Raw genomic sequence first — 14,644 nt, forward strand, 5'->3', positions numbered from 1 at the left:
GAGCTACAAGCTTTCTGCAAGAAAGCTACTTCGAAAGCATACACTTCGCCTACAAGCTTTCTGCAAGAAAGCTACTTCGAAAGCATACGCTATCCCCGGATTTAACCTTATAAAAAGGAATCAAAAAAATCTGGGGATAACAGCGATCGGAAGGTTGTTCTGTCATCGGAGTGATCCGTGTAAATGTTCTTTAGTTCAATTTATATAGTCACCACAGATCTGGCCTTATTGCCCGCTTCCATCCGTTGCCTGAACACCAACACCAGAACCATCGCTGCAATAGACAGCAACGTGCAGATCATAAACATGGTCGAATACGAACTCACCTGTACAATGAGCCCCATCGCCAGTCCTCCCAGAGAGAATCCAAGGTCATACGAGGACATGAAGATCCCCATGAGTACATATCTGGAATCCGCAGGCAGCACAAAAGACAGATATGTGGTTAATGTCGGGTACAACAGTGCCAAGGCAAAACCGCTGAACACCGCGGAGAGATACACCAATGGCCCGATGATCTCCATCAGGCTGAGTAACTGGGTTCCCAGTGCTGCACACAGCATTAATCCTGCCATCAGCCAAGTATTCCAGCTACCGTCGGACGGAATTTTTTTACGTAAAATAAACCTGCACAGGATCACAACCAATCCCTGTATCGTCAGAAATACCCCAGCACTCGCCGTTCCGGTGGATACCATATACAGGGGAAGGAAGGTCGCTGTTGCTCCAAAAACGCAGGACGCAAACAACATCACCACACTGCTAATCAGCAGTGGCGTGCTACGCCAGATGCCGCCGAATGAACGAAACATATCACCCAAGGTATACGATTTGTTCTGCACGGTACTCCGGGGCAGATCCACATTATATCCAATCAGAAGTGGCAGCGCCGCCAGTCCGATCATCAGCAGCGTAAACGCTAGATCACTGGCATTTTCCCAGATTTGTATGGCGAGGATCGGAATGACCAGAGAAGGAACCATCGTAAACAGGGTGTACATGGACAACCCTTGTGCCCGGTCTTTGTCCTCCAGCTTTTCCACAATGCCTGCCTGCATCGTCATGGAGAAAAAGGCCGTAGCCACCCCTTGCAGGGCTCGCAACCACAGATACGTCTCCACACCAAAAACAACAAACAGCAGCAACGTCCCGGCATGTAAAAGTAATAGCCATTGCATCACACGAAGCGGCCCATGCTTGCCCAGCAGCTGTGCTGCAAAAGGTCTCAAGAGCATACAGGTGAACATGTATGCCCCCATCATCAGACCAATCTCAGCCTGATTCAATCCGGCGGCCTCGCTTCGCAAAGGCAGAATAATCGTCAAAGCAGAATTCGCAGCAAAAAATAAAAAGGCCAGCATATAAAACCGGATAAACGAAAAGGATACCGGATTTAATTTTCCATTGGATGTTGCCGTCATTGAAGCCTTCAAACGTTTGTCACCACTTTCTCTTCTGGCAGTCAACTCACAGATGTACCTGTAACGGGTCTACGCCGTTCATAGGCAAAAACGATCATTACCGCTCCTAGGATAGCACAGATCATGTACATAAATGAATAGGAAGAGAAGTCAGCGACGGGTCCCATAATCACACCACCCAGAGAAATACCCAGATCCGCCATCGCGATAAATAACCCGATCAGAACGTTCCGATTCAGCTTAGGCAACACAAAAGATAAATAGGTCGTGAGTGTCGGATACAGGATCGCCTGACCGATTCCCATGAATACAGCACCCACATAGAAAAAGACCACCCCGCCTGTCACGGCAAAACTGACACATTGCGCAGCTACGGCGAGCAGACACATGGTACCCATCATGAAAGGAGAATGCCAACTGCCATCGGAAGGAATCCTTTTCCTAAGCATAATTCGAGCCAGTACCACCGTTCCTGCCTGAAGCATCAGATATACGCCGGCATTCCCGTTTGGTACTTGGCTCGCATACAGGGGAATAAAGGTGGTAATCGCGCCAAATACAACGGAAGCAGCGAGCATTAACACACTGCAACGAAATAAATATGGATTCTTCACCAACTGCCCAAAGGATTCCCACATGCTCACATTCTGCTCCGATGGATCCACAGCAGGCTGCTCCTTGTTTGGTTCCATTTTGGCGGTATATCCGAAGATGCCCGTACAGACAGCAATGCCGATCAGAACCACTGTAAAATAATCCATGCCTCCCGCCTGCCATATCCCCAATGCGAGCACAGGCCCCACGATCCCCGGTATGTAACTGAATAGCGAATAATAGGAAATACCCTGAGACCGATCTTTCTCCGGAAGAGCATCAATAATGCCAATCTGCAAAGCCATGGAGAAGAAAGCCGTGGATACCCCCTGAAGAATACGAGCAAGCAAATAACCTCCAAGTCCCGTAAAGGTATATAAAATCAGCGCAAATCCATTGATAATCAGAATCAGACGTAATATTTTGATCGGTCCGTGCTTTTGAATAATCCGACCTGCCCAGGGTCTGAAGAACATCGTTGTAAACATATAAGCGCCCATGATCAGTCCAATCGTTGTACCGCTCGCACCCAAGGACTCCCCTTGTAATGGGATGATCACGTTAAGAATGGCATTGGCACTGAAATATAGAAGAACCAATATGTACAAACGTAGAAAAGGCCAAGACATCGCTCCACTCACAATGGGGCTCCTCCTAAAATGGTATTAAATGCTTCAATAATCGCTTCGCATAATCGGACTGTACGTCCTTAAGTTGCTTGGTCGGAACGATTTCTACAACCTGTCCCTCTCTGAAAATGATTACCCTGTCACAGATATAAGCTGCCGCCTGTATATCATGCGTGATAAAAACATAGCTCAGCTTGTAGATTTCTTTCAGCTCTTTCAACAATTGCAACACCTGAATCTGAACAGATACGTCCAGTGAGCTGATCGCTTCATCAAACACAATGCATTTAGGGGCGGTGGAGATGGCCCTGGCAATGCACACTCTCTGAGCCTCCCCGCCCGATAGTTCATGCGGATATTTGGATCTATAGGAAGGGTCCAGTCCAACTTGGCTCAGCAACAGATCCACCTTCTCTGAATTACCCTGATCCTTTCTCAGCTTTTGCTGTGCTTGCATCGGTTCCATAATGGCAGCTTCCACGGTAAGAAATGGATTGATGGAGGACGTATAATTTTGAAAAACGGCGCTGATGTTACCCATCCGTACACGTCGATCCTGTACGTCTTTACCATCGAGCGAGATCGTTCCACGATCCGGGCGTTCAATGCCCAGCATCAACCGTCCCATTGTGGATTTTCCGCTTCCGCTTTCACCGATGATGCCCAGACATTCGCCTTGCTGGCATTCAAAGGTAACCTGTTTCAAAACTTGTTGTTTGTGCTTGGAGAACAGTCCGCCTTGGTTATATGATTTTTCGATACCTTCCACCTTTAGCATCTAGGAGTCCCCCTGCATCAACGCCTTAAAATGATTGCTCAGCTCCAGCCGGGTAGAGACCAGATACTGCGTATAGGCATGCTTCGGCTCTGTCAAAACAGAATGCATGCTGCCACGCTCAACGATCTTGCCGTCTTTCATAACCATCACGTCATCTGCAATCTTCTGGACGACGCCGAGATCATGGGAGATGAACATCATGGAACAGCCCATGCGTTCACGTAATTGAATCAATTGCTCCACCACTTCATATTGGGAGATCGTATCCAGTGCCGTTGTTGGCTCATCCGCAATAATCAGATCAGGCTCCAGCACCAATGCCAGTGCAATCATGATTCGTTGCAGCATCCCACCGGACAGCTGATGTGGATATTGATTCAAAATCTCGCGTGGATGTCTGAGCATAACGCTTTCCATGGCATCGATGATTTTCCGTTCAATCTCACGGGTGTTCCATCCAAAATGTTGCTGAAGCGTCTCCCGAATATGAACACCAATGACACAGGAAGGATCAAATGCACTCATGCCATTCTGCAAAATCATACACAGATGCTTGCCCCGCTTACGCCGCATCTCCGGTTCCGAAAGCTGGTTCAGGTCTTCGCCCTGAAATGACATTGTGCCCGATTGGCGAATCCATGGCTTGTTCAGTCGCATGATGGCCCTGCACGTAACGGACTTCCCACTACCACTTTCCCCCACGATGGCCATACAGCTTCCCTGTTTGACTTCAAATGAACTGTCATGAATGATCACTTTGCCTGTATTGCTGTCCCATACTTTCAAATGTTTAACCTCGACTATATTCATAAGCGGCCTTTCTCACCTCACTTTCGTAAGACTTGTCAGACTTACCTTGAGAGGTCATCAATTTGGGGTCCAGAGCCACTTGAAGCGCATCCGATAAAAAATTAAAAGCAGACACCACCACCACAATGGCCAGGCCTGGTGCCAACATCAACTCAGGTCTGGAGAACATGACTTCCCTCGCCTCATTGAGCATCATGCCCCACTCCGCATGCGGAGCCTGGATTCCAAGCCCCAGAAAGGAAAGGCCGGAGATCTGCAACATCATCGAACACATGGAACCGCTGGCAATGACAGCAATATCGGCAAATGTAACCGGAACAATATGTTTGGTTATAATTCTCAGATTAGGCGTGCCGGAGGCTTTAGCGAATTTTACATAATCCATATCAGAGAATTGCATCACAGATGTTCGAATAACGCGGGCAAACCAGGCCCATTTCATCCACACAAAGGCAATCAAAATATTCTCCAGTCCTGCACCCAGAATGCCAACCACCGCCAGTGTCATTACGTATCCGGGGAAAGAAAGCATAATGTCACAGACTCTCATGATCCACGCATCCACTTTCCCCTTGAAGTAACCTGCGATGAATCCAACAATGGCCCCGATCAGAACAGAAAGGCTCAGCGCAACCAGAACCCATAACACACTTGGACGGATGCCATAGATAAGCCGAGATAATACACATCTACCCAGATGATCATTGCCTAATAGATAATCCCAGGATGAGGAGGCATACCGAAGCTTCATGTTCACTTGTCCAGGATCATGCGGCGCAATAAGCGGAGCCAGTACGCCCGCCATAATCGTGACCATAATCACTACCAAAGAGGTCATCGCAAGCTTGTCTTTGCTCAGATTTTTCAGTATTCGCATCAGAATTCCTTTCTCAACCGGGGATTCATCGCCGCATTAATGATGTCGGATAACGTATTAAACAAGACAAAGGTTACAGCCAACATCAGAACATACGCCTGAATAATCGGAAAATCCCTGCTTAAAATGGATTTTACACTGAGCCTTCCGAGCCCCGGCCAGGCAAATACATTTTCAATGACCACCGTACTGCCCAGCACGATCGGGATCGCCATGCAAAAGATGGACACAGCCACCTGTAATGAATTTCTCAGAATATGCAGGGTTACTTTCTTTTCGCTCAGACCGCTTGCCCTTGCATATAATACATAGTCCTCATTCATATTGCTCAGCATGGAACTTCGAACCGTTCGGAAATAAATGCCTGTATAACTCACCGTGATTACAATCACCGGTAGAATGTAGCTTCGATACGAGTCCATGCCGCTGGTAGGTAACAGGTCCAGCTTGACGGAAAAATACCAGATCATCATGGCTGCAAGCCAGTAGGATGGCATGGCGGTAAGGAAAAATGATACGCCTCTGACCGATCGATCCAGCAACTTGCCTTCTCTCATGGCACAGATCACACCCAGCAGAATGGACAGCGCAATAATGAATACCGATGAGACAAGCGTTAACTTCAATGTGTTCATAAAAGCCGGCCCCATCAATGACCATACGGGTTCACCAGATACATAAGAATTGCCAAAGTCCAACTGCACAACAGCCATAATCCAGTTCACATACTGGATCATGAACGGCTGATCGAACCCCAATGCCTTGTTGGTCTGGGCAATTAATTCCTCTGTGATCTGCGGAACTTCCTGTGCCTGTAACACAACAACCGCCGGGTCCAAGGGAGATAGATTAATCAGAACAAACGTTATAAATGAAATGATAATCAGTAAAGGGATGGTTAACAGAATCCTTTTGACGATATAACTTCCCATATCCATCTCCGCTCTATTTAAAATTCATTTTTTCAAAAGGTAGTTCATATTGAGTCTGTTTGAATGAGATTCCATCGAGATTCTCAGGAGCAACTACGGTGACACGTCCGTTGGTAATCGGAATGAACAACGCTTCATCATGGACGATCTTCATAATGTCGGCATACAGGGATTGGCGTGAAGCCTCATCCGTGGAAACCATGACCGCATCGATTTTCTTGTACAATTCATCTGCTTTGGCAATTCCGCTTGTCGTATGCTTGTATGCCGAATCGGACGTAAATGCCGCAATGGTACTTTGTGGATCATAGGCCAGTCCCCAGGTTTGATTAAAGAGCAGGTCATATTCCCCGGTGGCTCTCCGATTCGCAATGGAAGTGGATTCTTCGCCCACAATCTCAAGCTGAACACCCAATTCTTTCATCGAATACTGGATCAATTCAGCCTGTACTTTCTGTGAAGACGAGTTGCTGTCATAGTATAGTTTCATGGCTAAAGGCTGACCGTTCTTCGTTCTCACCTCTTTACCATCCGCCAATGTCCAGCCAGCTTGGTCCAAAAGATTTTTAGCCATTTCCGGATCATAATCCCGTTTCTTCAGGTCTACCTTGGCGTAATTGACATTGGCTGAAAATAGCGTGTCCGCTACAGTCTGCGTTCCGTTGAAAATATCCTTACTGATCGTTTCGCGATCAATGGCAACCCATAGCGCTTCTCGCACTGCCGTTTCCTGAACCGGACTATTCTCGCGACTGCTATTGGCTACGATCATATTAGTATTCATCGCTTCACTTCGAACCACTTGATAACCACCGGATTCAGCCAATTGGTCCATGGCTTCGACATCGATACTATCTGCTCCCCGGTCATCGGTGAACACAAAGTTGATCTCTCCCTTTTGCAATCCCAGGAATGTTGTTTCACCTGCCGGAAGGACCTTGGATGTGATCTTCTTGATTGCAGGTGCACCACCCCAATAGTCTTCATTGGCTTCAAACGTGGCATTCTCTTCGACTTTATGAGCAGTAAGCTTGTAAGGTCCTGTACCGTGGAAACCACTTACTCCGTCTTTGGTTCCGCCATCCTTGAAATCCTTGGGTGATATGAAGACGTAAGGTCTTGTCATGGACAATTCCACCAGTGCCGGATAATAGGCTTCCGATAGCGTCAGCTCCACCGTGTGCTCATCTAAAACTTTTACACTTGTGATTTTGGTAGAAAGCTTGATCCAGGCATGTTTTTCGGCATTCGCCTGTACTGCATCGATATTTTGTTTAACCGCCTCTGCGTTGAACGGCTCTCCATCATGGAATTTCACATCTTGTCGCAGATGAAAGGTATAGGTCTTCCCATCCTCGGAAATATCCCATGATTCCGCCAGCAATGGCTTGATTCCGTCAGGCGTGTTTTCCACCAGAGACTCGTATACCATCCCTTGCGCAGGCATAGAGCCTGTATACAGATGGGGGTTCATATCATTAATATCTTTGGCAGAAGCATAGATAAGTTCCGTTTGTACCTGGCTATTGGCAGGCTCCGTTTGGGCGCCATCTTTCTCTTTTGTGCTCTGCTGTCCGCATCCGACGAGCAGCGCAATGGCAGATACCAGCAATAATAACCATTTAAAAGTACTACCTTTATTCACAACATTTCCTCCTGATGATGAAATTACAAGCAGACCTCGTAGGTTACATCGGGCAACTCCGATTGCAGTACCATCTTCCGATCACTGTTATCCCCAGATTTTTTTGATCTCTTTTCCAAAGAGAAAATCCGGGGATAAAGGCGACCGCTTCGCTTCTTCAGATTGGTTCTGCACTCTTCGTTATGATGTAAACATCAGGTTCAACTTGATTAATTTGAGATGTAATTAACCCAATTACTCAAAGTCAAAGGCCGGTGCAAATCATGCGGATATCCTCGTCAAAGGATTGGATGACAAAGGCATCGGACAAGCGTTGATTCGGGTGTGCGTCAGCTACTTCCTGAATTTTTGCCTCATATCTGGCGATAAATTGATCAATGGTTGGACAGCTCACATCGAGATGTCTGGCAATGCCCTGGATGATTTTAATGCGGTAGTAATCTTCCTTGGGCATACGGGGAATATCTAGCTCCCCTTCGCGGTTCATGAACGTTTTGCGGAATGGGACTGCTGAAAAGTCAAAATATTTCCCTGCCGAATCGGGTTCCGAGAATGGATCAATCAATAATGAAGTGTACCGTATGTATAATAAATACTCTTGATGAATGACCTGCAGCTGATTGAAATTCTCGATATCCTGGCGTGATATACTCTCTAATCGAACCGGATAGTTGTCATCCGTCATGAATTGAAGCAGGTTCACTCCCTGAATATCAAGTCGGTCCGTAATATTCATAATCTCCTGCCACTGTGCCCGCATTTCCCGTATCAAAACTTGTGTAATCGGACCTTCAGGGTACATCTTGTATACGTATTTCTGAGTATCTGGAGCTCCAAAGATGGCTTCTAATGAGAAGTCATTCATGAACAAGGGTGGATGAACGTACAACGAGATATTTCTCGTTTCCGCCTCCAGTGGAGATCGCATCACTTCCAGCGCAATACCCAAACGTTCATAAACTTGGCGTAACATACTGACCTTTTCAGACGGGTAACGAGTGGAACCGATATAGACCTTTTTCTTCACCCCTGTAGTAATCACATGATTGGACGGATGTTCGTGCATCCAACGGGTATCTCCAAGGTAGGTAGAGAAACTGATCACTTCCGGCGTTGCATTCCGCTCTCTCATATAATGGGTCACGAGTCGATTCGACCCAAACGTTGGAGAAATCAAAATGATACATTTCAGTTGTTTGATGAATTCATTTTTCATTTTTTCCAATACATCGATATAAGCATCGGTGGTAACCGCCAAAATGAGTGTATCCCATTCCCCCTCAATGATGTCATATCCCTTGAACACATGATCAACGAAACACTCACCTGCGAGCGATTGATGTTTCTCATTTTGAATGCTGACCTGAATACGTTGATTGCTCTGTTCGAGGGCTGAGAATACGGACGCTGAACGAACCGATTGTCTCCCCGCAATGCCTATTAAGCAGTTGAGATAATCTTTGAGCGTTACCGCAAGCTGAATGGATGCAGGCCCGGTTCCAAGTAACAGAATTCGCTGAAGATTGCTCATATAAGCCTCCTTAATTCAAAGTTCAATCTGTAATCCATTTGGACGCACTTGGATGCACATGCATACCTATGCTTTTTGATACAACGCAATATCAAACACATCATCCGGGCGCAGGATTTGGTCCACCAGCTTCCACTTGCTGCTGTCCGTCTCTTCCATCGGATAATTGAACAACGACTTCAACTGATCACCGTATCTCATGGCTACAACCACCTGTGCATTCGTCAGGGCATGCAGTTGATCAAGCAGCTCATATTTAGGGGCCACCGTAGAGCTGAAAATGATATGGGTTGCTTCCCTGGTATAATCCAGATCCTCCAGCAAGGTTGACTCCAAACGAATCTTCAAACCCGTGCCCAGTGTCTCCACCACTTTTCGCCCGAGTGTAATGGACTCTTCATCAATATCGATCCCGACAACCTGTGCACCTGTTCGCTTGGCGATGAGTAATGGTGTCATTGGGAATGAACCGGAGCCTACCAACAACACTCTGGAATCGGAGGTGACATGGAAGCTGCCAAATTCTTTATCGATACACTCTTCTATGTTTTTGAAATAATCGGCAATCTGCACATCCCCGTTCTCTAACTTTAATGCACGATATTTCTCCATGATCGCCACACACTGGGCGGATTTATTTCTTAACTGCCACACAAGCGAATCAAGCTCTTCCAGCTCGGAATGCTCCAACTGTTCCCAGGCTGCCTTATTCTCCTGATCGGTCACAAAGCGGGAGTAGTCATTGATCACAGCCTCCAGCTCCGAACTATGCAGAATCGTATGATCATACTTGCTCGCGAGCTTATCAAATTTCTCTGCAAATTCACTCAAACATGTCTGAAAATGAACCAATGTGATCATTTCTTTTCCCCCAATACGTTGTCTCGATCATGTCATGTACCTCATGCGTTTATAACGCTCCATTCTGCTGGAGCATCTATGTAGGCTTTGCCCTGTGCCACGATGCCTACCGATCCCTCAATCGTAATGCTCCCAAGTTCTGCGCCATTCCACTCAGCTATCACTTTGATCGCACCACCGGGCTGCTTGATATACTGTGTAATCTCCCTCTGCTGGCTCCATGCAAGATAGGCTCCCACAGAGGCCGTACCCGAACCGCATCCTCTCTCCCACATCAGACTATCCAGCTCTGGAACATAGATGAGTGGGGCCATTTCTTCCAAGTGTGATTGATATAACAAGATACCGATCAGCTTATCTCCCAGGGTTAGTCCCAGTAACCTTGCAAGGGTCTGTGCCCTCTTTTTCATCGTATCGTCGAAGTCATCCACTTCAATCACGATATGGATGAACTCAGCGTACCGGATGATCACCATATCGAGCTCGATGCCTTCATATCGGATTGTTCGTTGTTCAATCTGCTTCGGAACCGGCATGGTTACCTGGCAGTTGTATTCGTTCTGCTGCTTCTTCACATGGCACATGATCAATTGATCGGTTCCGGAAACCTCCAGCATGATATCCATAGACTCCTGTTGTACCAGTCCTGCTTCATATGCGAGGTGTGCTGCAAGTGCCATGCAGGCATTGCCACAGAACTCGCCTCCGGCCATTTCCAGACGGGCCACAGCTTCCGGTCTCCTCGTTGGTTCAATGAATCCCACTTGTTCAGCGTAAACGTTATCATACGACATTAGACGAGTTGCAATATGATTGTATTTCTCTGCTGCATGATCCGTTTTAACCAGAATCGTCATGTTTTGAGTGGGACTGAACTTGATAAAATCGATCTCCTGTTTCATCGCAGCGACTACTCCTGTTCTTCTTTTTTATCTAATAGTAATTATTACGATTAAAGGTCGAGAAAAATATAGCACATCCTTTTGGGGAGCGTCAACAAATATTTCCATTAAAAAAATAAAATTTAACAATACCTTTAGCTGCCCTTCCTGTAAGAAAACCCAAACAGAGCTGACGCTTTTGCGCCAACCCTAGCCATAACTACACCATATATTAAGATTCAACGACTCGTCGTCCCGAGACCGCTCTTATCAAAAAAATACGAAAAACGGTTGCCGTCGAACGGAACCGTTTCGATCTGGATATGATCCAGTGATTCACTATACTCATCACTCTTGATGTGCTTGCACATTGTGCAGTGCTTTCTCAGCCAGTGCAGCCAGAAGATGTGCTCCGAGCGGCAATGCCTGTTCATCCACATCAAAGCCAGGGTGATGCCACTCATGCGGGCCAGAGGTGCCCAGGAAGAGAAACAGGCCGGGAGCTTCTTTTTGATAAAAAGAGAAGTCCTCACCTGCTGGAGAAGGTAGCGGTCTAACACTATTCAATCCAATCTCACTTGCAACTTGCTCCGCCGCAGATGTCAGTGCTTCATCGTTGACCACGGCAGGTGGTCCCTGAATCCAGCGAACCGTAGCACGTGTGCCATAGGCCGCCGCAACACCCGCTACCACCTGATTGAAACGCTCGCGAATCCGTGCACGCACTTTCTCATCAAAGGTACGTACTGTGCCATCGAGGATCGCTTCATCCGGAATAACGTTCCAGGCTGTGCCGCTGTGGAGCTTGGTGACACTGATTACGGCACTCTCCTGTGCTCCTACATTACGACTCACAATGGCCTGTAATGCCGTAACAATATGTGCGGCAACCACGATTGGATCAATGCCGGCTTCAGGCACGGCTGCATGGGTACCTACACCTTCCACTTTGACAACAAAACCGTCTGCTGCTGCCATCAATGCGCCTTCCCGAATGCCCACCGTACCTACCTGGAGATCAGGCTTGTTATGTAATCCGAATACCGCCCGAACATCGGACAATGCGCCGCTCTGGATCACTTGCCGAGCACCCGTTGCTTTTTCCTCCGAGGGCTGGAATATCAACCGTACTTTTCCCGGCAAACTGGACTCGCGCTGTTTCAGTAATCGTGCAGCACCAATCAGAATTGCCGTGTGTGCGTCATGTCCGCAAGCGTGCATCTTTCCATCTACCTGGGAGGCAAATTCCAGCTTTGTCTCTTCCTGAATGGGCAGCGCATCAATATCTGCTCTTAGGGCAACAACAGGTCCGTCCCCTTGGCCTACTTCAGCGACAAGCCCTGTCCTCAGCGCATATTCGTCTGCAATACGGACGCCTTCCTCTTCCAGCCAACTACGAATGGCTGCTGTCGTCTCCTTTTCCTCGCCGGACAATTCCGGGTTGCGATGCAGATGTCGCCGAATGGTGATTAAACGTTCCGCAAATTCTTCCGCCCGTTCACCGTGAAGTTCATGCTCGGGGCCCTGTACTTGTTGCTCAGCCTGTTGTTTAGGCTGTTCCAGATCACTTTTCATCACATGGCCTCCCATTCATATATATTCACTGCTATATTAACTGCCTACTTCTATCCGATTGCAGCTTCCTGTTCCTTGGATTCCAGTGCAAATTCACTGAGTCCCTGCTCTGCCAGAATCTCACGCAACAATTCGAATGAACGAATTCGCTTGGCAAAGTCCCGTGTAGCTGTAGTCACAATGAACTCTTCCACGGCAAAATCCTGCTGGAACTTCAACAGTGCCTGACCTACGGTTTCTTTTGTACCCCGGGTCACACTTGGCTCCAGAATTTCGATCCGATAGGTTTCGTTTGATTGACGTCCGAATTCTTCCGCCTGCTCCACAGAACCAACGGTCAGCACCTTTCCACTCTCCAGATGAATCTTCACCAGCATATGCTCACTCGCAAGTCCTTCCGCTTCTTCCTCACTCTCGGCCACAATTAACGATATGGCTAATGCAGCGTAAGGCTCCCGTCCCTGGGAACGATCAAATTGTTCACGATATACACGGATCGCTTGAAGCGCTACCTCTATATTACTGTTAATGAACAGTGAAAAGACATATGGGAGTCCCAGTTCCGCAGCCATGCTTGCACTATCGACACTTGCTCCAAGCACATACAGTTCCGCTGGAATGTCCGACACAGGTGAAGCGCTGAGACCTGCAAGTGGATGTGATGGATCTTCAAGCGGCTCATTGTGGATGTATCGTTTCACCTGAACAATTTTCTCTTGCAGAGATGCAGCTTCCTGAATACCTTCCTGTAACGCCTGTGTTGAACGGGGTAATCCACCTGGTGCACGACCGATTCCCAGGTCAACTCTTCCGGGTCCGAGCGCTGCGAGGATATTGAAATTCTCGGCGACTTTGTATGGACTATAATGCTGGAGCATTACTCCGCCAGACCCCAGCCGAATCCGCTTTGTATGCGCAAGCAAGTGGGAGATGAGTACCTCCGGGGAGGAACCTGCAACATGCCCGGAATCATGGTGCTCCGATACCCAGAACCGATGGAATCCAAGCTGCTCTGCCCGCTGTGCCAGCTCAATTGTATGCCGAAAAGCATCCACTGCCGTTTCCCCTTCATAGATAGGGGTCTGATCCAAAATGCCAACACGAATACTCATATCCTTCTCCTCCTTGATTGTGCTGAACCACTGTTCTTGAATCACTATTACGTTGAACTGGAGATGTTACAGTTCTGCACTCTCCGTTTTGGTGTAAAAGTCAGATTCAACGTTAGACGCTTTATAACTGCCGCAGCAGTTCCCCGAAGGGCTCTGCCAATGGCGAATATTCTTCCTTTAACGTGACAACGCTGATCTGCAACGATACACCTGCTACCTCATGTACCTGAATGGGGAACAGCTCCTGATTCTGCACTTCCTTCTTCACCGTGAGTCCCGGGAGAAAGGCAATACCTGCCCCTTGCATAACCAGCTTCTTAGCCGTCTCCGAATTATCGACATGATATGTAATATTCGGCGGATGTTCCAGCGAGTCGAAAGCCCGGTGAATGCGAAGCCAGTCCAGTGAACCACATTCAAAAAAGACCAGTTGCTCATTCCGGATGGCTTCCATGCTGACATGCCCGCTCTCAATGAATGGATGCCCTTTGTACACATAGAGCTGGATCGGATCTTCATAAAAAGCAACCGTACGGATCGCAGGATGCATGACCTTGCGCACAAAAGCAAGATCGATCTCTTGACCAAGCAGTTTGGCAATCAGCTGATCCGTCGTTGCTGTCGTCAATTTGATGTTAATTTCGGGGTAAGCTTCCTTGATCTTGGGTAGAAAATCGGGAATAACATAGTTAGATACCGATACTGTACTACCGAGCCGAAGCGCATCCGGTGTTGATCGCCGTTGCTGAATCTTCTGCTTGCCCTTCTGAATCACTTGCAGCACTTGCTGCGCATATGGCAGGAATTTCCGACCTTCCTCTGTCAGCACGATTTGCTTGCCAAGCCGATCAAACAACTTGCAGCCCAGCTCCCTTTCCAGTGACTGAATGCGAGCTGTGACCGAAGGTTGGGACAAGAAGAGTACTTCGGCAGCCTTATTGAAGCTTCCATAATGATTGATATATACAAATGCTTCAATATTCTCGATATTCATGAGC

The 14,644-nt window shown here is 47.5% G+C and carries 13 protein-coding genes; all 13 read right to left on the bottom strand.

Features of this window, described 5'->3' with window-relative positions; translation table 11 throughout:
* Positions 1-200 precede the first annotated feature (200 nt).
* Positions 201-1,421 carry an MFS transporter gene (locus tag NZ043_RS03325; protein ID WP_339312637.1) on the bottom strand — a complete coding sequence of 407 codons (1,221 nt, stop codon included), beginning with the start codon at positions 1,419-1,421 and terminating at the stop codon, positions 201-203.
* Positions 1,422-1,462: 41 nt separating this feature from the next.
* Entirely contained in the window at positions 1,463-2,656 is a 1,194-nt protein-coding gene (locus NZ043_RS03330; protein WP_339310647.1) for an MFS transporter, read from the bottom strand.
* 13 nt (positions 2,657-2,669) lie between these two features.
* Complete coding sequence (locus NZ043_RS03335; RefSeq protein WP_339310649.1) at positions 2,670-3,422, bottom strand: ABC transporter ATP-binding protein; 753 nt, start codon at positions 3,420-3,422, stop codon at positions 2,670-2,672.
* Positions 3,423-4,232, bottom strand: a complete 810-nt coding sequence (locus tag NZ043_RS03340; RefSeq protein ID WP_289390286.1) for an ABC transporter ATP-binding protein — start codon at positions 4,230-4,232, stop codon at positions 3,423-3,425.
* On the bottom strand, positions 4,213-5,109 hold the full coding sequence (gene opp1C, locus NZ043_RS03345) for a nickel/cobalt ABC transporter permease (RefSeq protein ID WP_133387062.1): 897 nt from the start codon (positions 5,107-5,109) through the stop codon (positions 4,213-4,215). The genes NZ043_RS03340 and opp1C overlap by 20 nt, the downstream gene beginning before the upstream one ends.
* Complete coding sequence (gene opp1B / locus NZ043_RS03350; protein WP_133387061.1) at positions 5,109-6,041, bottom strand: nickel/cobalt ABC transporter permease; 933 nt, start codon at positions 6,039-6,041, stop codon at positions 5,109-5,111. Before opp1B ends, opp1C begins: the two co-directional genes overlap by 1 nt.
* Positions 6,042-6,054: 13 nt before the next feature.
* Positions 6,055-7,686 (bottom strand): nickel ABC transporter substrate-binding protein, encoded by a 1,632-nt coding sequence (nikA, locus tag NZ043_RS03355; protein WP_339310651.1) that lies wholly within the window; start codon positions 7,684-7,686, stop codon positions 6,055-6,057.
* 244 nt (positions 7,687-7,930) lie between these two features.
* Positions 7,931-9,217, bottom strand: coding sequence for an opine metallophore biosynthesis dehydrogenase (locus tag NZ043_RS03360; protein ID WP_339310652.1), 1,287 nt, complete (start codon positions 9,215-9,217; stop codon positions 7,931-7,933).
* A gap of 66 nt (positions 9,218-9,283) precedes the next feature.
* Positions 9,284-10,078 carry an SAM-dependent methyltransferase gene (locus tag NZ043_RS03365; RefSeq protein ID WP_339310654.1) on the bottom strand — a complete coding sequence of 265 codons (795 nt, stop codon included), beginning with the start codon at positions 10,076-10,078 and terminating at the stop codon, positions 9,284-9,286.
* Between the two features lie 41 nt (positions 10,079-10,119).
* A complete protein-coding gene (locus NZ043_RS03370; protein ID WP_249912869.1) occupies positions 10,120-10,980 on the bottom strand; it encodes a diaminopimelate epimerase in 861 nt (286 codons plus the stop codon).
* Between the two features lie 327 nt (positions 10,981-11,307).
* Positions 11,308-12,534: an amidohydrolase gene (locus NZ043_RS03375; protein WP_289390291.1), complete on the bottom strand. Its 1,227-nt coding sequence runs from the start codon at positions 12,532-12,534 to the stop codon at positions 11,308-11,310.
* Between the two features lie 50 nt (positions 12,535-12,584).
* On the bottom strand, positions 12,585-13,646 hold the full coding sequence (locus tag NZ043_RS03380; protein WP_091037781.1) for an LLM class flavin-dependent oxidoreductase: 1,062 nt from the start codon (positions 13,644-13,646) through the stop codon (positions 12,585-12,587).
* A 121-nt stretch (positions 13,647-13,767) separates the two neighbouring features.
* Complete coding sequence (locus NZ043_RS03385) at positions 13,768-14,640, bottom strand: LysR family transcriptional regulator (protein WP_017692495.1); 873 nt, start codon at positions 14,638-14,640, stop codon at positions 13,768-13,770.
* Between the last annotated feature and the right edge of the window lie 4 nt (positions 14,641-14,644).

Origin of the sequence: Paenibacillus sp. FSL k6-2145 (assembly GCF_037976585.1) — a bacterium.
Lineage (GTDB): Bacteria > Bacillota > Bacilli > Paenibacillales > Paenibacillaceae > Paenibacillus.

Coding starts and splice junctions, on each gene's coding strand:
- NZ043_RS03325 (WP_339312637.1), bottom strand. CDS start 1,421: ATGACGGCAACATCCAATGGAAAATTAAATCCGGTATCCTTTTCGTTT.
- NZ043_RS03335 (WP_339310649.1), bottom strand. CDS start 3,422: ATGCTAAAGGTGGAAGGTATCGAAAAATCATATAACCAAGGCGGACTG.
- NZ043_RS03340 (WP_289390286.1), bottom strand. CDS start 4,232: ATGAATATAGTCGAGGTTAAACATTTGAAAGTATGGGACAGCAATACA.
- opp1C (WP_133387062.1), bottom strand. CDS start 5,109: ATGCGAATACTGAAAAATCTGAGCAAAGACAAGCTTGCGATGACCTCT.
- opp1B (WP_133387061.1), bottom strand. CDS start 6,041: ATGGGAAGTTATATCGTCAAAAGGATTCTGTTAACCATCCCTTTACTG.
- NZ043_RS03360 (WP_339310652.1), bottom strand. CDS start 9,217: ATGAGCAATCTTCAGCGAATTCTGTTACTTGGAACCGGGCCTGCATCC.
- NZ043_RS03365 (WP_339310654.1), bottom strand. CDS start 10,078: ATGATCACATTGGTTCATTTTCAGACATGTTTGAGTGAATTTGCAGAG.
- NZ043_RS03370 (WP_249912869.1), bottom strand. CDS start 10,980: ATGAAACAGGAGATCGATTTTATCAAGTTCAGTCCCACTCAAAACATG.
- NZ043_RS03375 (WP_289390291.1), bottom strand. CDS start 12,534: ATGAAAAGTGATCTGGAACAGCCTAAACAACAGGCTGAGCAACAAGTA.
- NZ043_RS03380 (WP_091037781.1), bottom strand. CDS start 13,646: ATGAGTATTCGTGTTGGCATTTTGGATCAGACCCCTATCTATGAAGGG.
- NZ043_RS03385 (WP_017692495.1), bottom strand. CDS start 14,640: ATGAATATCGAGAATATTGAAGCATTTGTATATATCAATCATTATGGA.